The sequence below is a fragment of the Mycolicibacter engbaekii genome, from assembly GCF_002101585.1.
Lineage (GTDB): Bacteria > Actinomycetota > Actinomycetes > Mycobacteriales > Mycobacteriaceae > Mycobacterium > Mycobacterium engbaekii.
This window is the reverse complement of sequence record NZ_LQOT01000056.1, coordinates 1-20,793: the sequence shown is the minus strand read 5'-3', so window position 1 is coordinate 20,793 and position 20,793 is coordinate 1. Positions and strand designations below refer to the sequence as shown.

Here is a 20,793-nt window from a genome sequence, read left to right as displayed (position 1 = left end):
CGGGTGGAAAAGTAGGACACCGCCGAACACAACATAAAGCCCTGTGCCCCCCAAGAAATTGGGGGGCACAGGCATTTGTCCATATCTTTCTCAGTGGCGCTCGAATCGACAGCGCGAATGCGACCGTGTCAAGAGGTCGGCGATGGCCGCCGTATCCTTTTCGGTAGCACTGATACGACCGGAGGGCACGAGGTGGCCGAACACGGCAATGGCGGCAACGGGCCGCGGGGCGGCAGAGGCGCCGGAGATGCCGGGCGACGTGGCCGGCCCGCGCAGTCCGGCGGCGGCTCCTTCCGCGGCACCGGAGATCAGCGCCGCACCCCCCGCAGCGCCGGGGGAGCAGGAGCACCAGACCGCGACCGCCGGCCGCGCCGCGACCACGACGGCGGCCCCCGGCCCCCGCGGGACCGCGACGCCGGCCGCCCCCCGCGGGACCGCGAGGCCGGCCGGCCCTGGCGGGACCGTGACCAGACGCCCCGGGCGCCCCGGCCGGCCGGCGACGAGGCCGCGCCCCGCTACGACGACCCGCCGCTGCCCGAAGGCGTGGAGCCCAAGCAGCTCGCGCCGGAAGTGCGCCGCGAGCTGAGCACGCTCAACCGGTCGACGGCTGATGCGGTGGCCTGCCATCTGGTGGCCGCCGGAATGCTCCTCGACGACGATCCCGAGGCCGCGCTGCGGCACGCCAAGGCGGCCCGGTCCCGCTCCACGCGGATCACCGCGGTCCGCGAAGCCGTCGGCATCGCCGCCTATCAGTGCGGTGATTGGTCGCAGGCCCTGGGCGAACTGCGGGCCGCTCGGCGGATGGGCAGCAAATCCGCGCTGCTGCCGCTGATCGCCGACTGCGAACGCGGCCTGGGCCGTCCGCAGCGGGCCATCGAGCTGGCCACCGGCCCGGAGGCCGAGCAACTCGAGGGCGACGAGGCCGACGAGCTGCGGATCGTCGCCGCCGGCGCACGGGCCGACCTGGGACAGCTGGAGCAGGCCCTGACCGTGTTGTCGGCGGCTCCCACCGATCCCGACCGGACCGGCTCCACGGTGGCCCGGCTGCACTACGCGCACGCCGAGACGCTGGTGGCGCTCGGTCGCGACTCCGAGGCGCTGGAGTGGTACCTGCGGGCCGCGGCCGCCGACACCGAGGGCGTCACCGACGTGGAAGACCGAATCGCCGAACTCGGCGGCGGCGCGACGCTGGCCGAGGAATACGACTGCCTGCTGCTCGACCTGGACGGCACGGTGTTCCGCGGCGGCGAGCCGACGCCCGGCGCCGTCGACACCGTGGCCGGGCTGACCAGCCGGGCGCTGTACATCACCAACAATTCGTCCCGCGGTGCCGACGAGGTCGCGGCCCACCTGAACCGGTTGGGCTTTGCCGCCACCGCCGAGGACGTGGCCACCAGCGGCCAGATCGCGGCCGGTCTGCTGGCCGGCCAGCTGCCAGCCGGAGCGCGGGTGCTGGTCCTGGGCGCGCCGTCGCTGGCCGCGGAGATCGCCGCCGTCGGATTGGAGCCGGTGCGCCTGGCCACCGACGAACCGGCCGCGGTGATTCAGGGGCTGTCCACCGAGACCGGCTGGGCCGAGTTGGCCGAGGCCGCCCTGGCGATTCGCGCCGGTGCGCTGTGGATGACCACCAACGTGGACAAGACGCTGCCCTCCGAACGCGGCCTGCTGCCCGGCAACGGCTCGATGGTGGCGGCGCTGCGGGCCGCCACCGACGCCGAGCCGCAGGTGGCCGGAAAGCCGGGACCGGCGCTGCTGACTGCCGCGCTGGCCCGCGGCGACTTCTACGCTCCGCTGGTGGTCGGCGACCGGCTCGACACCGACATCGCCGCGGCCAACGCCGCCGCGCTGCCCAGCCTGATGGTGCTCACCGGCGTCAACTCCGCGCGCGACGCGGTTGGCGCGGTCGCCGAGCAACGGCCCACCTACCTCGGCCGCGATCTGCGGGCACTGAACGTCGGCGCCGGCCGGCTGGCTATCGGCTCGCAGCCCTACTGGGATGTCACGGTGGACGGCGCCGCGCTCACCGTCACCGCCGCCCAGCCCGAGGACGACGACGCCGACGGCCTGTCGGTTGTCCGCGCGCTGGCCGCCGCGGTGGCCGACGCCGAGCTGGCCGGGCGGGCGTTCAGCGTCACGGCCGGAGACGACGCCGCGGCTGCGGCCCTGGAGAAATGGTCCCTGCTCGGCACGTGGAACGACGTGGCCGCACCGGCCATGGACTAGCGTGAGTGACACCCATGAACAACGAGATTGAGGACGTCCGGGCCCGTGTCGCCGCGGTGCTGGCCGAGTTGCCCGGCGAAGCCGAGCTGGCCGAACTGCCGGCGCACAGCGATCTCAACGCCCTGGCGCAGCGGCTCGAGGAAGCCCACCAGGTTCTGGTGCGGGCACTGGAGTCGGTAGAGAAGGGCTGAGGCTGGAATGTCGCGGCGTGCGCGCGTCGACGCCGAACTGGTCCGGCGCGGATTGGCGCGGTCTCGCCAGCAGGCCGCCGAACTGATCGATGCCGGCCGGGTCACCATCGACGGCATCCCGGCGGTCAAGCCCGCCACCGCCGTGCCGGTGACCGCTGCGCTGGCGGTGATCGACGGCGAACGCACCTGGGTATCGCGCGGGGCGCACAAGTTGATCGGTGCGCTGGACCATTTCGGCATTGCGGTCGCCGGGCGCAACTGTTTGGACGCCGGCGCATCCACGGGCGGCTTCACCGAGGTGCTGCTGGACCGGGGCGCGGCGCGGGTGGTTGCCGTGGACGTCGGGTACGGGCAGCTGGCCTGGTCGCTGCGCACCGATGAGCGGGTGGTGGTGATCGAACGCACCAACGTCCGGGGTCTGACCCCGGAGATCATCGGCGGGCCTGCCGAGCTGATCGTGGCCGACCTGTCGTTCATCTCGCTGGCGACCGTGTTGCCGGCGCTGGTTGGCTGCGCGTCACCGGACGCCGATATCGTTCCGATGGTGAAGCCGCAGTTCGAAGTCGGACGACAACTGGTGGGTTCGGGTGGCGTGGTCTCGGACCCGGCCCTGCGTGCCGACGCGGTGTTGTCGGTGGCACGGCGCGCCGGCGAACTGGGGTGGGGCACCGTGGCCGTCACCGCCAGCCCGTTGCCCGGGCCATCGGGCAACGTCGAATACTTTCTGCATCTGCGTGCGGCCACTGCGCAGCTCACCGGTGAGGCGTTGCAGGCGGCCGTGCACGACGCCGTCGCGAGGGGCCCGCAATGACCGATCGTCAACGGACCGTGCTGCTGGTGGTGCACAGCGGGCGCGAAGAGGCCACCGACACCGCCCGCCGCGTCGAGAAGGTGCTCGCCGAACACGGCATCGCCCTGCGGGTGCTGACCGCTGAAGCCGTCGACAAGGGCGCGCTGCACACCGGCTCCGACGACGGCCGCGAGTTCGGTGTCGCGATCGACCTGGTGGACCCCGACACCGGCGCCGCCGAGGGCTGCGAGCTGGTGTTGGTGCTCGGCGGTGACGGCACCTTCCTGCGCGCCGCCGAACTGGCCCGCAGCGCCGATATCCCGGTACTGGGCGTCAATCTGGGCCGGATCGGCTTCCTGGCCGAGGCCGAGGCCGACACCATCGACCGGGTCCTGGACAAGATCATCGCCCGCGACTACCGGGTTGAGGACCGCATGACCCTCGACGTGGTGGTGCGCGCCGACGGAGAGATTCTCGACAGCGGCTGGGCGCTCAACGAGGCCAGCATGGAAAAGGGCCCGCGGCTGGGCGTGCTGGGCGTCGTCGTCGAGGTCGACGGGCGGCCGGTGTCGACGTTCGGCTGCGACGGGGTGCTGGTGTCGACCCCCACCGGCTCCACCGCCTATGCGTTCTCCGCCGGCGGCCCGGTGCTCTGGCCCGACCTGGACGCGATCCTGGTGGTGCCCAACAACGCCCACGCGCTGTTCGCCCGGCCCATGGTGACCAGCCCCGAGTCCACCATCGCGATCGAAGTGGAAAGCGACGGCCACAACGCGCTGGTGTTCTGCGACGGTCGCCGCAAGATGCTGGTGCCCGCCGGCGGGCGCCTGGAGGTGCAGCGCGGCGTCACACCGGTCAAATGGGCGCGGCTGGGCCGCTCGCCGTTCACCGACCGCCTGGTGCGTAAGTTCCGGTTGCCCGTCACCGGTTGGCGCGGACAGTAGGGGTTGGGCAGGGGTGCTGACTGAGATCCGGATCGAGTCCCTGGGCGCCATCAGCGCGGCCACCGCTGAATTCGACCGCGGTCTGACCGTGCTGACCGGCGAGACCGGCACCGGCAAAACCATGGTCGTCACGGGACTGCACCTGCTCGGCGGTGCGCGCGCCGACGCCAACCGGGTACGGTCCGGGGCCGCCCGTGCGGTGGTGGAGGGCAGGTTCTGCACGGCGGACCTGGCACCGGACGCCGCCGAGCAGATCGACGGCCTGCTGGAGGCCGCCGGGGCGGAGCGCGACGAGGACGGCACGGTGATCGCGGCCCGTTCGGTCAGCCGCGACGGCCCCTCGCGGGCCTACCTGGGCGGCCGCGGGGTCCCCGCGAAATCCCTGACGGGCTTCACCGGCAGCCTGCTGACCCTGCACGGCCAGAACGACCAGCTGCGGTTGATGCGCCCCGAAGAGCAGCGCGCGGCGCTGGATCGCTACGCCGCGGTCGGCGCCCGGCTGCAGCGCTACCGGACCGCGCGGGCGGCCTGGCAGTCGGCACGCGCCGAGCTCGTCGACCGCCGCGACCGGGCCCGGGAACTGGCGCAGGAAGCCGACCGGCTGACCTTCGCGCTGCGCGAGATCGATGCCGTGGACCCGCGGGCCGGGGAAGACGACGCACTGACCGCCGAGATCCGGCGACTGTCCGAACTTGACGCCCTGCGCGCCGCCGCCGCCGGTGCGCGGGCGGCGCTGGCGGGCGGTGCCGACGATGCGCTCGGCGAGGCGGACGCGCCGAATTCGGCCACCGACCGGCTGGGGCAGGCGCGCACGGCGCTGGCCGCCACCGACGACACCGACCTGCAGGCCCTCGGCGATCAGCTGGCCGAGGCGCTCACGGTGGTCGGTGACGTGGCCCGCGAACTCGGCGGCTACTTGCAGGATCTGCCGACCGGCACCGACGCGCTGGACGCCAAGCTGGCCCGGCAGGCGGAGCTGCGCAATCTGACCCGCAAGTACGCCGCCGACATCGACGGCGTGCTGGCGTGGGCGGCGCAGTCGCGGGAGCGCCTGACCCAGCTCGACGTGTCCGAAGAAGCACTCGCCGAATTGGCCCGCCGGGTCGACGAGCTCGGCGAGCAGGTGGTCAAGGCGGCCACCGATCTCAGCGCCGCGCGGGCCAAGGCGGCCGGCGGCCTCGCCAAGGCGGTCAGCGCCGAGTTGTCGGGGCTGGCGATGGCCGATGCGGAGTTCAGCGTCGCGGTGCGCACCAGCCCGGCCGCCGCCGAAGACCCGGCCGCGTTGCGGTTGCCGTCGGGCCAGACCGTGCACGCCGGCGCCGACGGTATCGACGAGGTGGAGTTCGGCCTGGCCCCACACCGCGGCATGATGGTGCTGCCGCTGGCCAAGAGCGCCTCGGGCGGCGAGCTGTCCCGGGTGATGCTGGCGCTGGAGGTGGTGCTGGCCACCTCATCGTTGTCGGCGGCGGCGCGGCAGTCCGCGGGCACCACCATGGTGTTCGACGAGGTGGATGCCGGAGTGGGGGGCCGTGCCGCGGTGCAGATCGGCCGGCGCTTGGCGCGCTTGGCCCGCACCCACCAGGTGATCGTGGTGACGCACCTGCCGCAGGTGGCGGCCTACGCCGATGTGCACCTGATGGTGGAGCCCAGCGGGCGCGACGGCGCCAGCGGGGTGCGGCGACTGGAGGCCGACGACCGGGTGGGCGAGCTGGCCCGGATGCTGGCCGGGCTGGGCGAGACCGACACCGCGCGAGCCCACGCCCGAGAACTGCTGGACGCCGCTCAACAGGACCGGGGCGCAGGTTCGGACGCCTAGCGCGCCGGCGGGTCAGCTCTTGGTGAGTTGGTGGTTTTCGGGCCGGAGCGCACCCGTCCCGTTGCTGTGACTGATGTGACGTGATGTAACTTCTGAGGCTAGTGTTACGGCGCGCCTCCTGGGATTGCGCCGCGTTCGGGGCCAGAATCGCGCCCATGAAGATGCCTGCGCTGCTGTCTCGTAACACCGCCCGGCCCGGTCTGGTCGGCACCGCCCGGGTCGATCACGACATCGACCGGCTGCTGCGCAGAGTGGGACCCGGCGACATCGTGGTCCTCGACATCCTCGACCTGGACCGGATCACCGCCGACGCCCTGGTGGAGGCCCAGATCGCCGGGGTGGTCAATGCCTCGGCGTCGATCTCCGGGCGCTACCCCAACCTGGGGCCGGAAGTGCTGGTCGCCAACGGCGTCACGCTGATCGACGAAGCCGGGCCCACGGTGTTCAAGAAGATCCGGGACGGTGCCAAGGTGCGCCTCTACAACGGCGCCGTGTACTCCGGCGACCGTCGGCTGGCCCGCGGCGTCGAGCGCAGCGACGTCGAGATCGCCGACATGATGATCGAGGCCAAGACCGGCCTGGTGGCCCACCTGGAGTCCTTCGCCGGCAACACCATCGAATTCATTCGCAGCGAGAGCCCGCTGCTGATCGACGGCATCGGGATCCCCGAGATCGACGTGGACCTGCGCCGCCGCCACGTGGTGCTGGTCGGTGACGAAGACAGCGCCGCCGACGACCTCAAGTGCCTCAAGCCGTTCATCAAGGAGTACCAGCCGGTGCTGGTGGGCGTCGGCACCGGCGCCGACGTGCTGCGCAAGGCCGGGTACCGCCCGCAGCTGATCGTCGGCGACCCCGACCAGATGAGCGCCGAAGTGCTGCGCTGCGGCTCGCAGGTGGTGCTGCCCGCCGACGCCGACGGTCACGCACCCGGTCTGGAGCGCATCCAGGACCTCGGGGTCGGCGCCATGACCTTCCCCGCCGCCGGGTCCGCGATGGACCTGGCGCTGCTGCTGGCCGACCACCACGGCGCGGTGCTGCTGGTGACGGCCGGGCACACGGCCAACATCGAGACGTTCTTCGACCGAAGCCGTCAGTTGACCAACCCGTCGATGTTCATGACCCGGCTCAAGGTCGGCGAGAAACTCGTGGACGCCCGCGCGGTGGCCACCCTCTACCACAGCCGGATCTCGGCCGGCGCCATCTCGCTGCTGGTGCTGAGCATGCTGATGGCGATCATCGTCGCGCTGTGGGTCTCGCAGACCGACGCCGTGGTGCTCGAATGGCTCGGCAACTACTGGCACCAGCTGTCGCAGTGGCTGCGGCACTGGGTGACCTAGCAAATCGGAGGCGGCACCGCGATGATCACCCCTCGCTACCACGCGATGTCGCTGACGGCAGTGCTGCTGGCACTGGTGTTCGGCGTCGTGCTGGGTTCTGGACTGCTGTCGGGTCCGTTGATGGCCGGGCTGCAGGCGGACAAGCAGGACTTGCGGGACCAGATCGGTGCGCTGCAGCAACAACACGACGACCTGGCTGACCGGCTGCGCAACGCCAACGATTTCGATGCCCAGATGGCGCCCCGGATCGTGCGCGACGCACTGACCGGCAAGTCGACGGTGATCTTCCGGGCGCCGGACGCCGCCGACGGCGACGTCGAGGCTGTCGCGCGGACCATCGGACAGGCCGGGGGAACGGTGACGGCCACCGTCACGCTGACCGACCAGTTCGTCGCCGGCGACGCCGAGGAGAAGCTGCGCGCCGTGCTGGAGTCCGGGATCGTGCCGGCGGGCGCTCAACTGAGCACCAACCTGACCGACCAGGACGCCCAGGCCGGCGATCTGCTCGGGATCGCGTTGTTGATCAACCGCAACCCCACCATCGCGCCCGCCGACGACACCGCGCGGGCGACGGTGCTGGCCGCCCTGCGCGACACCGGCTTCGTCACCTACCCGCAGGAGCACATCCCGGCCGCCAACGCTGCGGTGGTGATCACCGGCGGCGCGCTGCCCGACGACGCCGGCACCCGCGGGCAGAGCGTGGCCCGGTTCGCCGCCGCCCTGGCCCCGCACGGTGCCGCCACGGTCCTGGCCGGCCGGGACGGGTCGGCCTCGGGCACCTCGGCGGTGGCGATGGCCCGCACCGATCCCGCCGTGGCCGCAGCGATCAGCACCGTCGACGACGTCGACATCGAAGCGGGCCGGATCACCACCGTGATGGCGCTGAGCAGCCTGATCGGCGGGGGCCGGCCGGGCCAGTACGGCATCGGCGAGGGCGCCGGATCGGTGACCCTGGCGCAATAGCACGCCCGCCGTGCGGGCGTGACCGGGCGTGTCTGGAGCCCAGACGCCGGGTCGATGTTAGGGTGAGATTCCGTGGGTCGGCAGGCCCTGAATATCCTGCGCCGTCGTCACGGAGGTTGGTGTTGCCACCACTGCGAAAGCATCCGCAAACCGAGCCGAAGCATCTCTTCGTCACCGGTGGAGTTGCGTCCTCACTCGGTAAGGGCTTGACGGCGAGTAGCCTCGGCCAGCTGCTGATTGCCCGGGGACTTCAAGTCACCATGCAGAAGCTGGACCCGTATCTCAACGTCGATCCCGGGACGATGAACCCGTTCCAGCACGGGGAGGTCTTCGTCACCGAGGACGGCGCCGAGACCGACCTCGACGTCGGCCACTACGAGCGGTTCCTGGACCGCGACCTGTCCGGTTCGGCGAATGTGACCACCGGACAGGTGTATTCGACGGTCATCGCCAAGGAACGCCGCGGCGAGTACCTCGGCGACACGGTCCAGGTGATCCCGCACATCACCGACGAGATCAAGCGGCGCATCCTGGCGATGTCGGAGCCCGACGCCGACGGCGTGCGCCCCGACGTGGTGATCACCGAGATCGGCGGCACCGTCGGCGACATCGAGTCGCAGCCCTTCCTCGAAGCGGCCCGCCAGATCCGCCACGACGTCGGCCGCGACAACGTGTTCTTCCTGCACGTGTCGCTGGTGCCGTACCTGGCGCCGTCCGGAGAGCTCAAGACCAAGCCCACCCAGCACTCGGTGGCCGCGCTGCGCAGCATCGGTATCACCCCCGACGCGCTGATCCTGCGCTGCGACCGCGACGTGCCCGAGGCGCTGAAGAACAAGATCGCGCTGATGTGCGACGTCGACATCGACGGGGTGATCTCCACTCCGGACGCGGCCTCGATCTATGACATCCCGAAGGTGCTGCACCGCGAGGAGCTGGACGCCTACGTGGTGCGGCGGCTGAACCTGCCGTTCAAGGACGTCGACTGGACCGAGTGGGACGAGCTGCTGCGCCGTGTCCACGAACCCCACGAGACCGTGCGAATTGCCTTGGTGGGCAAGTACATCGACCTGTCAGACGCCTACCTGTCGGTGACCGAGGCGCTGCGGGCCGGCGGATTCAGCCACTACGCGAAGGTTGAGATCAACTGGGTGGCCTCCGATGTCTGCGAGACCCCGGCGGGCGCCGCCGCCGCGCTGGGCGACATGCACGGCGTGCTGATTCCCGGCGGGTTCGGAATTCGGGGCATCGAGGGCAAGATCGGCGCGATCGCCTACGCCCGCACCCACGGGCTGCCGGTACTGGGTCTGTGCCTGGGCCTGCAGTGCATCGTGATCGACGCGGCCCGCACCGCGGGGATCACGCAGGCCAGTTCGGCGGAGTTCGACCCCGACACCCCCGACCCCGTGATCGCGACCATGGCCGACCAGCAGGACGCGGTCGCCGGTACGGCCGATCTCGGCGGCACCATGCGGCTGGGTGCCTACCCGGCCGTCCTGGAGCCGGGTTCGATTGTCGCCGAGGCATATCAGGCCACCGAAGTGTCCGAACGCCACCGGCATCGCTTCGAGGTCAACAACGCCTATCGGGACCGGATCGCCGAGAGCGGGCTGCGCTTCTCCGGCACCTCCCCGGACGGCAAGCTGGTCGAGTTCGTGGAATACCCCCGCGAGGTCCACCCGTTCCTGGTGGGCACCCAGGCGCACCCCGAGCTCAAGAGCCGACCCACCCGGGCGCACCCGCTGTTCGCCGCGTTCGTCGGTGCGGCGATGGACTACAAGGCCGCCGAGCGGCTTCCGGTCGAGATCCCCGAGCACGCCCACGAACCGCACAACGCCGAGCATGACGCTGCCGGACACGATGATGCCCAGAACGGCGCCGAAGGGCACGGCGGCAGCGCCCGCCCGCTGACCGAGCCCCTGCACGAAACGCAGCCGGAACACGTCACTCGTGGCTGACCACGTCTTCGAGACGACCTCGTCGCGGCTGCTGCACAGCGGCAAGATCTTCGCCCTGCGCCGCGACGAGGTGGTCATGCCGGGCGGCGCGACCGCCACCCGGGACGTGGTGGAGCACTTCGGTGCCGTCGCAGTCGTCGCCCTGGACACCGAGGGCCGGATTCCGTTGATCTACCAGTACCGCCATGCGCTGGGCCGCCGGTTGTGGGAACTGCCCGCCGGCCTGCTCGACGTCGGGGGAGAGCCGTCGCAGCAGACCGCCGCCCGCGAACTGGTCGAGGAAGCCGGGCTGACGGCGACCACCTGGCAGGTGCTGGTGGACCTGGACTCCACACCGGGCTTCTCCGACGAGTCGGTACGGGTGTACCTGGCCACCGGTCTGACCGAGGTGGATCGCCCGCAGGCCCACGACGAAGAGGCCGACCTCGAGCTCGCGTGGTATCCGATCGCCGACGCCGTCGAGATGGTTTTTGCCGGCGAGATCGTCAATGCGATTGCGGTGGCGGGAATCCTGGCCGCCTACACACACCGCCAGGGCGTCGGTGCCCTGCGTGACCCGGACGCCGAGTGGGTCGACCGGCCCACCGCGTTCGCCGCAAGGCAGAACCGGCCATGACCGCGGCGGCCCGGCCGGTGTGTCCGCTGAACGGGCAGTTGCAGGGGTATCTGGACCACCTGACCATCGAGCGCGGGGTCGCGGCCAACACGTTGAGCTCCTACCGGCGCGATCTGCGCCGCTACCGCGATCATCTGCTGTCGCGGGGAATCGAGGATCTGGCCGCCGTCGCCGAAACCGATGTCACCGACTTCCTGGTGGCGCTGCGCCGCGGCGACCCGGACAACGGCGTGCCCGCGCTGTCGGCCGTCTCGGCGGGGCGCGCGCTGATCGCGGTGCGCGGCCTGCACCGGTTCGCCGCCGCGGAAGGACTGGTGGCCGCCGACGTGGCGCGGTCGGTCAAGCCGCCGACACCGGGACGGCGACTGCCCAAGAGCCTGACGGTGGACGAGGTGGCGGCGCTGCTGGCCGGCGCCGGCGGCGAGCACGCCACCGACGGGCCGCTGACACTGCGCAACCGCGCGCTGCTGGAACTGTTGTACTCCACCGGATCCCGCATCTCGGAGGCCGTGGGCCTCGATCTCGACGACATCGACGTCGCGGACCGCTCGGTGCTGCTGCGCGGCAAGGGCGGCAAGCAGCGCCTGGTGCCGGTGGGACGGCCGGCGATCGCGGCGCTGGACGCCTACCTGGTGCGCGGCCGGCCCGACCTGGCCGGCCGGGGACGGGGCAACGCGGCGGTGTTCCTCAACGCCCGGGGCGGGCGGCTGTCGCGGCAGAGCGCCTGGCAGGTGCTGCAGGACGCCGCCGAGCGGGCCGGGATCACCGCGAAGGTGTCACCCCACACACTGCGGCATTCCTTCGCCACCCATCTGCTCGACGGCGGCGCCGACGTGCGGGTGGTGCAGGAGCTGCTCGGTCACGCCTCGGTGACCACCACCCAGATCTACACCTTGGTGACCGTCAACGCCCTGCGCGAGGTGTGGGCCGGGGCGCATCCGCGCGCCCGCTAGCGCTCGGGCCTCGCTAACCGCCGGGGCTGATGCGGCGGTCCAGCTTCGCCTCTCCTTCGTCGAGCCTCGCTAACCGCCCAGGTAAGTCGACTCCAGCACCAGGTCCTCCAGCAGGCTCTGGTACTCCACATGCGTTTTGTGCTCGACGGTGTCCCACCGTGAGCCCTGCTGGGCCTGCATGTACTCCCGGTAGCGCGGTGCCCCGGGCAGCTTGACGTTGTCGGCCACCACCACCGACCCCGGATGCAGCCAGCCCCGGTCGAGGATGGCCTGCAGGTCGGGCAGATAGGCGTTCTTGTCGTGGTCGATGAACAAAAAGTCCAGTCCGCCCGCGGTGAACCCGTGCTGCGTGGTCAGGGCGTCCAGCGTGCGCCCGCCGTCGCCGATGGTGCCCACCACGCAGGTGATCCGGTCGGCCACCCCCGCGTGCTCCCAGATCCGGCGGGCGTTGACGGCGTTGGCCTCGGCCAGCTCGACGGAGAAGATCCGTGCCTGCGGCGCGGCGCGGGCGATCCGCAGCGCGCTGTAGCCGCAGTAGGTGCCCAGCTCGAGGACCAGGCTCGGGTTGACCCGCCTGACCGCGGCGTCGAGCAGCAGGCCCTTCTCGTCACCGATGTTGATCAGCAACGACTTGGAGTAGGCGAACTCGTCGAGGCGCGCAAGCGCGTCGTCGATGTCGCCGGGCCGGGCCTTGGCCAGCACGAACTTGACGGCAGCGGCCTCGCGGCCGTCGCCGATCTGACCCGTGGTGATGACATTGCGCGCACCGGTCGCCATCCGCAGGAACGACCACCGCAGGAAGGGGAGACGTCGTTTGAGGCTCATGGAATCGATCTTATGACCGTCGGCGCGGGCAATCACTGCTCATGGCCATCCTCGGCGGCGGTCACCTATTAGACTTCTGCGGATGTCCGCAACCACAGCCCCGGTCCGGTCATGAGCGACGACGACAGTACGGTCGTCGGTTTGACCGGGCGTCCGCCGCGGAAAATCCCCGAGCCGCAGCCCCGTTCGGCCCATGGGCCGGCCAAGGTCATTGCGATGTGCAATCAGAAGGGCGGCGTCGGCAAGACGACCTCCACCATCAACCTCGGTGCCGCGCTGGCCGAGTACGGCCGCCGCGTGCTGCTGGTGGACCTCGACCCGCAGGGCGCGCTGTCGGCGGGGCTGGGGGTGCCGCACTACGAGCTGGCGCACACCGTGCACAACCTGCTGGTCGAACCGCGGGTCGGCATCGACGACGTGCTGGTGCGCACCGGGGTGGAGAACCTGGACCTAGTGCCCTCCAACATCGACCTGTCCGCGGCCGAGATCCAGCTGGTCAACGAGGTGGGACGCGAACATTCCCTGGCGCGGGCGCTGACTCCGGTACTGGACAGCTACGACTACCTGCTGATCGACTGCCAGCCCTCGCTGGGGCTGCTCACCGTCAACGGTCTGGCCTGCGCCGACGGCGTGGTGATCCCCACCGAATGCGAGTACTTCTCGCTGCGCGGCCTGGCGTTGCTGACCGACACCGTCGACAAGGTGCGCGACCGGCTCAACCCGAAGCTGGAGATCAGCGGGATCCTGCTGACCCGCTACGACCCGCGCACCGTCAACTCCCGGGAAGTCATGGCGCGCGTGGTGGAACGCTTCGGCGATCTGGTGTTCGACACCGTCATCACCCGTACCGTGCGGTTCCCCGAGACCACCGTGGCCGGTGAGCCCATCACCACCTGGGCGCCGAAATCCTCGGGAGCGCAGGCCTATCGCGCATTGGCCCGCGAAGTCATCCACCGATTCGGCGCGTGAACGCCGACACCGATGCGTCCGAGGCCCCCGGCGACGCGCAGGGCTTTCAGGTCCGCCTGACCAACTTCGAGGGCCCGTTCGACCTGCTGCTGCAGCTGATCTTCGCGCATCGCCTCGACGTCACCGAGGTGGCGTTGCACCAGGTCACCGACGACTTCATCGCCTACACCCGCCACGTCGGCACCCGGCTCGAGCTCGAAGAGACGACCGCCTTTCTGGTGATCGCCGCCACCCTGCTCGACCTCAAGGCGGCGCGGTTGCTGCCGGCCGGCCAAGTCGACGACGAAGAGGATCTGGCGCTGCTGGAGGTCCGCGACCTGTTGTTCGCCCGGCTGCTGCAGTACCGGGCCTTCAAGCACGTCGCGCAGATGTTCGCCGAGCTCGAGGCGGCCGCGCTGCGCAGCTACCCGCGCGCGGTCTCCCTGGAAGACGGGTTCGCCAACCTGCTGCCCGAGGTGATGCTCGGCGTCGACGCCGAGACTTTCGCCCAGATCGCGGCGGCGGCCTTCACACCCCGCCCGGTCCCGGTGGTGGGCATCGAGCACCTGCATCAGGTGATGGTGTCGGTTCCCGAGCAGGCCGGGGTGGTGCTGGGGCTGTTGGAGTCGCGCGGCCAGGGGCAGTGGGCGTCGTTTTCCGAACTGGTCGCCGACTGCCAGGCGCCCATCGAGATCGTCGGGCGTTTCCTGGCGCTGCTCGAACTGTATCGGGCCAGGGCGGTAGCATTTGAGCAGTCAGAACCACTTGGTGTGCTCCAGGTGTCGTGGACCGGGGAACGTCCCACCAATGAAGACCTGGTGAAAGCAGAATCGGCCGAGTAGTGCGAGACGAATTGATGACTGACCACATGCCCGACTCCGATGCGCCGGAGGAGGCCGAGGTGGCGGAAGCCTCCGACGCTGAGCGGGCGGCTGCGGAGGAGCCCGCGGTCCCGACGGGTTCGGGCCTGGGGATCGACGTCGCGCTGGCCCCCGAACTCGAGGATTCCGAGCTAGGGTCGGTGCTGGAGGCGCTGCTGCTGGTGGTGGACACCCCGGTGCCCGTGGAGGCGCTGGCGACCGCCACCGACCAGCCGGTCTACCGGATCACGGCCAAACTGCGAACGATGGCCGAGGAGTTCGCCGCCCGCGACAGCGGGATCGACCTGCGCGAGGCCGGCGGCGGCTGGCGGCTGTACACCCGGGCGCGGTTCGCGCCGTATGTGGAGCGACTGCTGCTCGACGGCGCCCGCTCGAAGCTGACCCGGGCCGCGCTGGAGACCCTGGCCGTGGTCGCCTACCGCCAGCCGGTGACGCGGGCCCGCGTCAGCGCGGTGCGCGGCGTCAACGTCGACGCGGTGATCCGGACCCTGGTGGCCCGCGGGCTGATCACCGAGGCCGGCACCGACCCCGACACCGGAGCGGTGACGTTCGCCACCACCGAGCTTTTCCTGGAGCGCCTCGGCCTGTCGTCGCTGACCGAGTTGCCCGACATCGCCCCGCTGCTGCCGGATGTCGATGTGATCGATGAAATGAGCGAAACCTTGGACAGCGAACCGCGTTTCATGAAACTCGGCGGTGCGCCCGCGGCCGACCAGCCGCTGACTTTCGATGTGGACCAGCTCTGATGGCCTTCAATGAATTCGAGCCGGACAACGACGGGGTGCGCCTGCAGAAGGTGCTGTCGCAGGCCGGGGTGGCTTCGCGCCGGGTCGCTGAGCGGATGATCCGCGATGGACGCGTCGAGGTGGACGGTCAGGTGGTGACCGAACTGGGCACCCGCGTCGACCCCGCCGCCTCGGTGATCCGGGTCGACGGGGCACGGGTGACCCTTGACGACACCCGCGTCTACCTGGCGCTGAACAAGCCGCGCGGCGTGCATTCGACGATGTCGGACGACCGCGGCCGGCCGTGCATCGGCGACTATGTCGAACACCGGGTCCGGGGCGACGCCAAGCTGTTTCACGTCGGGCGCCTGGACGCCGACACCGAGGGCCTGATGCTGCTGACCAACGACGGCGAACTGGCCCACCGGCTGATGCACCCGTCGTATCAGGTGCCGAAAACCTATGTGGCCACCGTGCTCGGGTCCATCCCGCGCGGGCTGGGCAAGAAGCTGCGCGAGGGCGTCGAACTCGACGACGGGCCGGCCAAAGTCGACGACTTCGCGGTGGTCGACGCCGTGCCCGGCAAGTCGCTGGTGCGGGTGACGCTGCACGAAGGCCGGAAGCGCATCGTGCGGCGGATGCTGGCGGCGGTCGGCTTTCCGGTCCAGGAGCTGGTCCGCACCGACATCGGAGCGGTTGCGCTGGGCGAGCAGCGCCCCGGCAGCATTCGGGCCTTGAGCCGCAAGGAGATCGGCGAGCTCTACAAGGCAGTCGGGCTGTGAGCGCCGGCAGCAGGGCCGTGGTGGCGATCGACGGGCCGGCCGGAACCGGCAAGTCCACCGTCGCGCGGGGACTGGCCGAGGCGTTGGGCTCGCGCTACGTCGACACCGGCGCGATGTACCGCGTGGTCACCCTGGCGGTGCTGCGATCCGGCGTTGCCCTCGACGATGCCGACGGCGTGGCAGCGGTGGCACAGCGCGCCGAGGTCAGGGTGGAATCCCAGCCCGACGGCGACCACGCTTACCTTGGCGGCGAAGACGTTTCGCGAGAGATCCGGGGCGAGCAGGTGACCCGGGCGGTGTCGGCCGTAGCGGCGATTCCCGCGGTGCGCACCAAGCTGGTCGCCGCCCAGCAGCAGTTGGCCGCCCAAGGCGGTGGGGTGGTGGTGGAAGGACGCGACGTGGGCACCGTGGTGCTGCCCGACGCGGACGTGAAGATCTTTCTGACCGCGTCGCCGCAGATCCGCGCGCAACGGCGCAACGCCCAGAACATCGCCGCGGGACTGCCCGACGACTACGACGGTGTGCTGGCCGACGTGCTGCGCCGCGACGAGCTGGACTCCACGCGGGCGGTGTCGCCGCTGCGGCCCGCCGACGACGCGGTGATCGTGGACACCGGAGAGATGAACCAGACGCAGGTGGTCGAACATCTGCGGGACTTAGTTGAGCGGCATTGCGGGGCGATCCGATGAGTGATGGAACCTGGGTCGACGAAAGCGACTGGGAGATCGGCGAGGACGGCGGGTTCGAGGACCTTGCCGAGGACTCTGGGCCGCCTCCGGTGGTGGCGGTGGTGGGACGGCCCAACGTCGGCAAGTCGACGCTGGTCAACCGGATCCTGGGCCGCCGCGAGGCGGTGGTGCAGGACCTGCCCGGGGTGACGCGCGACCGCGTGTCCTACGACGCGCTGTGGACCGGCCGCCGGTTCGTCGTGCAAGACACCGGCGGGTGGGAGCCCGACGCCAAGGGCCTGCAGCAGCTGGTGGCCGAGCAGGCCGCGGTGGCGATGCGCACCGCGGATGCGGTGATCCTGGTGGTGGACGCGGTGGTGGGCGCCACCGCCGGCGATGAGGCCGCCGCGCGGATTCTGCGCCGGTCCGGTAAGCCGGTGTTCTTGGCCGCCAACAAGGTTGACGGCGAGCGCGGCGAGGCTGATGCGGCAGCGCTGTGGTCGCTGGGGCTGGGCGAGCCGCATGCCGTGAGCGCCCTGCACGGGCGCGGCGTGGCCGACCTGCTCGACGAGGTGGTCGCCAAGCTGCCCGAGGTTGCCGAATCCGCCGGCGGCGGGGGCGGGCCGCGCCGGGTGGCGTTGGTCGGCAAGCCCAACGTGGGCAAGAGCTCGTTGCTCAACCGGCTCTCCGGCGACGAGCGCTCGGTTGTCCACGATGTCGCGGGAACCACCGTGGACCCGGTCGACTCGTTGATCGAAATGGACGGCAAGGTCTGGCGTTTCGTCGACACCGCCGGGCTGCGCCGCAAGGTCGGTCAGGCCAGTGGGCACGAGTTCTACGCCTCAGTGCGCACCCACGGCGCCATCGACGCCGCCGAAGTGGTGATCATCCTGGTGGACGCGTCGCAGCCGTTGACCGAGCAGGACCAGCGGGTGCTGGCGATGGTGATCGAAGCGGGCCGCGCCGTGGTGCTGGCGTTCAACAAGTGGGACCTGGTTGACGAGGACCGTCGTTACCTGCTGGACAAGGAGATCGACCGCGACCTGGCCCGGGTGGCGTGGGCGCCGCGGGTCAACATCTCGGCGAAGACCGGACGCGCCGTGCAGAAGCTGGTTCCGGCGCTGGAGACCTCGCTGGAGTCGTGGGACAAGCGGATCTCCACCGGGCAGCTCAACACCTGGCTCAAAGAGGTTGTGGCGGCGACACCCCCGCCGGCGCGCGGCGGGCGTGCCCCGCGCATCCTGTTCGCGACCCAGGCGGCGTCGCGTCCGCCGACGTTCGTGCTGTTCAGCTCGGGATTCTTGGAAGCCGGCTACCGTCGCTTCCTGGAGCGACGGTTGCGTGAGACCTTCGGATTCGAAGGCAGCCCGATCCGCATCAACGTGCGCGTGCGAGAAAAGCGCGGCCCCAAGCGTTCTCGCTGACCCCTAGGCGCTGCAGATGCCGGTAACGCAGATGGTGTTGATCCTCCTGGCGGGGGTGGGCGCCGGGGCGATCAACGCCCTGGTGGGCTCGGGCACCCTGATCACCTTCCCGACCATGGTGACGCTGGGATTCGCGCCGCTGACGGCGACGATCTCCAACTCGATCGGTCTGGTGGCCGGTGGTGTCTCCAGCACCTGGGCTTACCGTCGCGAACTGCGCGGTCAGTGGGACCGGCTGCGCTGGCAGGTACCGGGGTCGCTGCTAGGCGCGGTACTCGGGGCGTATCTGCTGCTGCACCTGCCCGAGAGCGTGTTCAACCGAATCGTTCCGGCCCTGTTGGTCGGTGCCCTGGCGCTGGTGGTGATCGGGCCGAAGATCCAGGCGGTGGCGCAGCGTCGCGCGGCGGCGCAGGGCCGCTCGACCGACGAGATCAGCGGTGGCCGGCTGACGGCATTGGTGATCGGCACCTTCGTCGTCGGCGTGTACGGGGGCTATTTCGCTGCCGCCCAGGGAATTCTGCTGATCGGTGTGATGGGCGTGCTGCTGCCCGAGTCGATGCAGCGGATGAACGCCGCGAAGAACCTGCTGGTGCTGATGGTCAACGTGGTGGCCGCGGTTGCCTACATCGTGACGGCGTTCGACCGGATCAGTTGGCCCGCAGCCGGCTTGATCGCGGTCGGCTCACTGATCGGCGGGTTCCTGGGCGGTCACTACGGGCGCCGGCTGTCGCCGAACGCGCTGCGTGCGGTGATCCTGGTGGTCGGCCTGATCGGGCTGTACCGGCTGCTGGCGGTCTAGCCGGCTCAGGCGGAGTTCTTCCGGCGCCACCGGTCCCAGCGGCTGCGCGAACCCCGAGCCGAGGCCATCACCTCATCCATCGACGCGGCGTGCGGGTGCTCCGGTTGCGTGGGAGCCTTCGGAGTGACCACCGCAGGCCGGGTGCCTTCCCACCAGACCGGTTGCAGGAGAGCGGAAACCACCGGAATGGCGTGGCTGACACTCTTGCGTCCCCAATGGCAGGCCCGGTCGATGGTGGCTGCCGACGGCGCCAGGTTGACCGGTGACAGCGTGGGGGAGAACCGGACCAGATGGTCGGCGTAGGGCGCGTTGCGCACCATCTGCAGCTGGATGGCCTGGGTGATGGGCACCAGCCACAGATGCTTGGGATCCCACTGCGGATGGAAGCAGTCGAAGGCGAGATAGCAGGCGTTGCGGGTGCCCAACCGTCCCGCGCGAACCCGCTTCCAGGCCAGCTCCAGCGGCACGTTGCTGGCGGCGCCACCGTCCACCAGGGAGTCGAAGTCGTTGTCGGCCAGCAGCGCGTGGAACATCGGATCCATGGCGGGATCCTTGGGCTCGTGGTGCAGCACACCGGGAATGGCCGAGGAGAACGACGCCGCGTCCACCACGTTGACGTCCCGATCGGGGTTGTCACCGCCCAGGACGATGGGGCTCACCACCCGCGGGTCGATGAATGCCGCCGTCTGCCATAGCCGCGTGGCCACCTGCGGGCCCAGCCCCACCGAAAAGTACGGAAACGACCGCAGCTGCAGGTTGGACAGGCGCTGGTTGCGGTAGTGCGAGGGCAGCGCCGAAAGCGACTGCCGGCGCACCCCGGCCACCACCGCGTCGAACGGAATGGCCAGGTCTGACATCTTCATCGGCGCGCCGTCTTCGCGACGGAACATCGCGTCGGCGAACCGGTCGAAGCTCAGGGCGAACACGCCGGGCCGGCCGTGCCGGCGAGGCTGCCGTTCGGGACCCAGGATGGCGCGGAACGAAACCGTCTTGGCCCACTGGATGTACTCGTCAATGGGCACCGGCAGGGTTCTGCTGACCACGGAGCCCAGGATGGATCCGATCGACGAGCCGATCAGATAGTCGGGCACCGACCCGGACTCCAGCAGGGCCTGCATCCCGCCGATGTAGACGAATCCGGCGCCCCCGCCACCGCCGAGGACCGTGACCAGCTTCTTGTGGCCCACCTCGGCGTCCAGTTCGGCCAGGGAGAAGTGGTTGCCGTGGCGTTCGGCCAGCAGGCTGCGCTGCTCGTCCTGGTCGGCGGCCAGCGTGCCGAGGGCGTCGCGGGCCGCGGTCAAGGCGATCACCGGGTCGCGCTCGACGCGCAGCGGGCCGCGCAGCGCGTCGGCCACCCGGGCCTGCCACCCGGCCAGCTCGGCGCCCACCGACACGTCGCCGCGGCCGCGGGAGCCGCCCGGGCCGGCGGCACCCGGCTCGAAGTCGGCGAGTCGAGCGAAGTTCAGCAGATACCGCAGGCGGCGCAGCTGCTCGGCGGACAGCACGTCGGGCCGGCGCAGCGTATGCCGGATCAGGCGGTTCTCCATCTTCTGCAGCAGCAAGACGGTGTCCGCGGTGTCGACGACGTCGACGACCTCGGCGGTGCTGGCGGGGTCCCCGCTGATCTCGGGCGCGCTCATCGGGCTGCGGGGAGGGTTGGGCATGCCGAATAACGCTGCGTTGCGTCAGGGTGCATAAGCGGTAGTTCCTGAGTGTCGTGGCGCTGCCGAGGGGGCAGTCTCGTAAGTGAGCTTACGTGGTCTAGGTCTCGTCACGCGGATTCGGGACACCGACGGGCGTGCGGTAGGCTTTCGACTCGCTGCCGGAGATGCCTCTGGCGGTGGCGGGCTGTGGCGCAGTTTGGTAGCGCACTTGACTGGGGGTCAAGTGGTCGCAGGTTCAAATCCTGTCAGCCCGACAGAGTTTTAGCAGGTCAGACGTGTTAGCCGGCGT

Annotated in this window: 19 protein-coding genes and 1 tRNA gene; 18 read left to right on the top strand and 2 right to left on the bottom strand. The window is 70.5% G+C overall.

All coding sequences use genetic code 11. The features are described 5' to 3' along the window. The first annotated feature begins 192 nt into the window (after nt 1-192). The 10 genes from AWC02_RS23070 (at nt 193) to xerD (ending at nt 11,788) form a co-directional block, all read left to right on the top strand. Nucleotides 193-2,223 carry an HAD hydrolase-like protein gene (locus AWC02_RS23070; RefSeq protein WP_237160486.1) on the top strand — a complete coding sequence of 677 codons (2,031 nt, stop codon included), beginning with the start codon at nt 193-195 and terminating at the stop codon, nt 2,221-2,223. 14 nt (nt 2,224-2,237) lie between these two features. Further along, the gene (locus tag AWC02_RS21995) at nt 2,238-2,414 is read left to right on the top strand and encodes a hypothetical protein (RefSeq protein WP_165757915.1); all 177 of its coding nucleotides are present in this window, start codon (nt 2,238-2,240) and stop codon (nt 2,412-2,414) included. A 7-nt stretch (nt 2,415-2,421) separates the two neighbouring features. Then, the gene (locus AWC02_RS15065; protein WP_085129555.1) at nt 2,422-3,225 is read left to right on the top strand and encodes a TlyA family RNA methyltransferase; all 804 of its coding nucleotides are present in this window, start codon (nt 2,422-2,424) and stop codon (nt 3,223-3,225) included. Further along, nucleotides 3,222-4,148 carry an NAD kinase gene (locus AWC02_RS15060; protein WP_085129554.1) on the top strand — a complete coding sequence of 309 codons (927 nt, stop codon included), beginning with the start codon at nt 3,222-3,224 and terminating at the stop codon, nt 4,146-4,148. The genes AWC02_RS15065 and AWC02_RS15060 overlap by 4 nt, the downstream gene beginning before the upstream one ends. Nucleotides 4,149-4,161: 13 nt before the next feature. Continuing rightward, complete coding sequence (gene recN, locus AWC02_RS15055; protein ID WP_085129553.1) at nt 4,162-5,964, top strand: DNA repair protein RecN; 1,803 nt, start codon at nt 4,162-4,164, stop codon at nt 5,962-5,964. Nucleotides 5,965-6,119: 155 nt separating this feature from the next. Next, nucleotides 6,120-7,301 (top strand): putative cytokinetic ring protein SteA, encoded by a 1,182-nt coding sequence (gene steA, locus AWC02_RS15050; RefSeq protein ID WP_046320129.1) that lies wholly within the window; start codon nt 6,120-6,122, stop codon nt 7,299-7,301. 21 nt (nt 7,302-7,322) lie between these two features. Next, entirely contained in the window at nt 7,323-8,264 is a 942-nt protein-coding gene (locus AWC02_RS15045) for a copper transporter (protein WP_085129552.1), read from the top strand. 131 nt (nt 8,265-8,395) lie between these two features. Then, complete coding sequence (locus AWC02_RS15040; protein ID WP_085129560.1) at nt 8,396-10,219, top strand: CTP synthase; 1,824 nt, start codon at nt 8,396-8,398, stop codon at nt 10,217-10,219. Further along, complete coding sequence (locus AWC02_RS15035; protein WP_085129551.1) at nt 10,212-10,835, top strand: NUDIX domain-containing protein; 624 nt, start codon at nt 10,212-10,214, stop codon at nt 10,833-10,835. The genes AWC02_RS15040 and AWC02_RS15035 overlap by 8 nt, the downstream gene beginning before the upstream one ends. Next, a complete protein-coding gene (gene xerD / locus AWC02_RS15030; RefSeq protein WP_085129550.1) occupies nt 10,832-11,788 on the top strand; it encodes a site-specific tyrosine recombinase XerD in 957 nt (318 codons plus the stop codon). Before AWC02_RS15035 ends, xerD begins: the two co-directional genes overlap by 4 nt. 69 nt (nt 11,789-11,857) lie before the next feature. Here the strand turns inward: xerD and AWC02_RS15025 are convergent, their stop codons facing one another. Further along, nucleotides 11,858-12,613, bottom strand: a complete 756-nt coding sequence (locus AWC02_RS15025; protein ID WP_085129559.1) for an O-methyltransferase — start codon at nt 12,611-12,613, stop codon at nt 11,858-11,860. A 111-nt stretch (nt 12,614-12,724) separates the two neighbouring features. Here AWC02_RS15025 and AWC02_RS15020 point away from each other — a divergent pair, with 111 nt between their 5' ends. The 7 genes from AWC02_RS15020 to AWC02_RS14990 are packed head-to-tail and all read left to right on the top strand — an operon-like array spanning nt 12,725 to nt 18,840. Then, nucleotides 12,725-13,582: a ParA family protein gene (locus AWC02_RS15020; RefSeq protein ID WP_085129549.1), complete on the top strand. Its 858-nt coding sequence runs from the start codon at nt 12,725-12,727 to the stop codon at nt 13,580-13,582. Further along, the gene (locus AWC02_RS15015) at nt 13,579-14,403 is read left to right on the top strand and encodes a segregation/condensation protein A (protein ID WP_085129548.1); all 825 of its coding nucleotides are present in this window, start codon (nt 13,579-13,581) and stop codon (nt 14,401-14,403) included. The genes AWC02_RS15020 and AWC02_RS15015 overlap by 4 nt, the downstream gene beginning before the upstream one ends. Nucleotides 14,404-14,417: 14 nt before the next feature. Beyond that, nucleotides 14,418-15,188, top strand: coding sequence for an SMC-Scp complex subunit ScpB (gene scpB, locus AWC02_RS15010; RefSeq protein WP_085129558.1), 771 nt, complete (start codon nt 14,418-14,420; stop codon nt 15,186-15,188). After that, complete coding sequence (locus AWC02_RS15005; RefSeq protein WP_085129547.1) at nt 15,188-15,949, top strand: pseudouridine synthase; 762 nt, start codon at nt 15,188-15,190, stop codon at nt 15,947-15,949. The genes scpB and AWC02_RS15005 overlap by 1 nt, the downstream gene beginning before the upstream one ends. Beyond that, entirely contained in the window at nt 15,946-16,638 is a 693-nt protein-coding gene (cmk, locus tag AWC02_RS15000; RefSeq protein ID WP_085129546.1) for a (d)CMP kinase, read from the top strand. Before AWC02_RS15005 ends, cmk begins: the two co-directional genes overlap by 4 nt. Next, complete coding sequence (der, locus tag AWC02_RS14995; protein ID WP_085129557.1) at nt 16,635-18,041, top strand: ribosome biogenesis GTPase Der; 1,407 nt, start codon at nt 16,635-16,637, stop codon at nt 18,039-18,041. The genes cmk and der overlap by 4 nt, the downstream gene beginning before the upstream one ends. A 16-nt stretch (nt 18,042-18,057) precedes the next feature. After that, nucleotides 18,058-18,840, top strand: a complete 783-nt coding sequence (locus tag AWC02_RS14990; protein WP_085129545.1) for a sulfite exporter TauE/SafE family protein — start codon at nt 18,058-18,060, stop codon at nt 18,838-18,840. 5 nt (nt 18,841-18,845) lie between these two features. Here the strand turns inward: AWC02_RS14990 and AWC02_RS14985 are convergent, their stop codons facing one another. Then, nucleotides 18,846-20,480, bottom strand: a complete 1,635-nt coding sequence (locus AWC02_RS14985) for a patatin-like phospholipase family protein (RefSeq protein WP_419179272.1) — start codon at nt 20,478-20,480, stop codon at nt 18,846-18,848. 204 nt (nt 20,481-20,684) lie between these two features. Between AWC02_RS14985 and AWC02_RS14980 the strand changes: the two genes are divergently transcribed. Further along, nucleotides 20,685-20,758: transfer RNA gene (locus tag AWC02_RS14980), tRNA-Pro, on the top strand. The last annotated feature ends 35 nt before the right edge of the window (nt 20,759-20,793 follow it).

Coding starts and splice junctions, on each gene's coding strand:
- AWC02_RS21995 (WP_165757915.1), top strand. CDS start 2,238: ATGAACAACGAGATTGAGGACGTCCGGGCCCGTGTCGCCGCGGTGCTG.
- AWC02_RS15065 (WP_085129555.1), top strand. CDS start 2,422: ATGTCGCGGCGTGCGCGCGTCGACGCCGAACTGGTCCGGCGCGGATTG.
- AWC02_RS15060 (WP_085129554.1), top strand. CDS start 3,222: ATGACCGATCGTCAACGGACCGTGCTGCTGGTGGTGCACAGCGGGCGC.
- steA (WP_046320129.1), top strand. CDS start 6,120: ATGAAGATGCCTGCGCTGCTGTCTCGTAACACCGCCCGGCCCGGTCTG.
- AWC02_RS15045 (WP_085129552.1), top strand. CDS start 7,323: ATGATCACCCCTCGCTACCACGCGATGTCGCTGACGGCAGTGCTGCTG.
- xerD (WP_085129550.1), top strand. CDS start 10,832: ATGACCGCGGCGGCCCGGCCGGTGTGTCCGCTGAACGGGCAGTTGCAG.
- AWC02_RS15025 (WP_085129559.1), bottom strand. CDS start 12,613: ATGAGCCTCAAACGACGTCTCCCCTTCCTGCGGTGGTCGTTCCTGCGG.
- AWC02_RS15020 (WP_085129549.1), top strand. CDS start 12,725: ATGAGCGACGACGACAGTACGGTCGTCGGTTTGACCGGGCGTCCGCCG.
- scpB (WP_085129558.1), top strand. CDS start 14,418: ATGACTGACCACATGCCCGACTCCGATGCGCCGGAGGAGGCCGAGGTG.
- AWC02_RS15005 (WP_085129547.1), top strand. CDS start 15,188: ATGGCCTTCAATGAATTCGAGCCGGACAACGACGGGGTGCGCCTGCAG.
- der (WP_085129557.1), top strand. CDS start 16,635: ATGAGTGATGGAACCTGGGTCGACGAAAGCGACTGGGAGATCGGCGAG.
- AWC02_RS14990 (WP_085129545.1), top strand. CDS start 18,058: ATGCCGGTAACGCAGATGGTGTTGATCCTCCTGGCGGGGGTGGGCGCC.
- AWC02_RS14985 (WP_419179272.1), bottom strand. CDS start 20,480: ATGAGCGCGCCCGAGATCAGCGGGGACCCCGCCAGCACCGCCGAGGTC.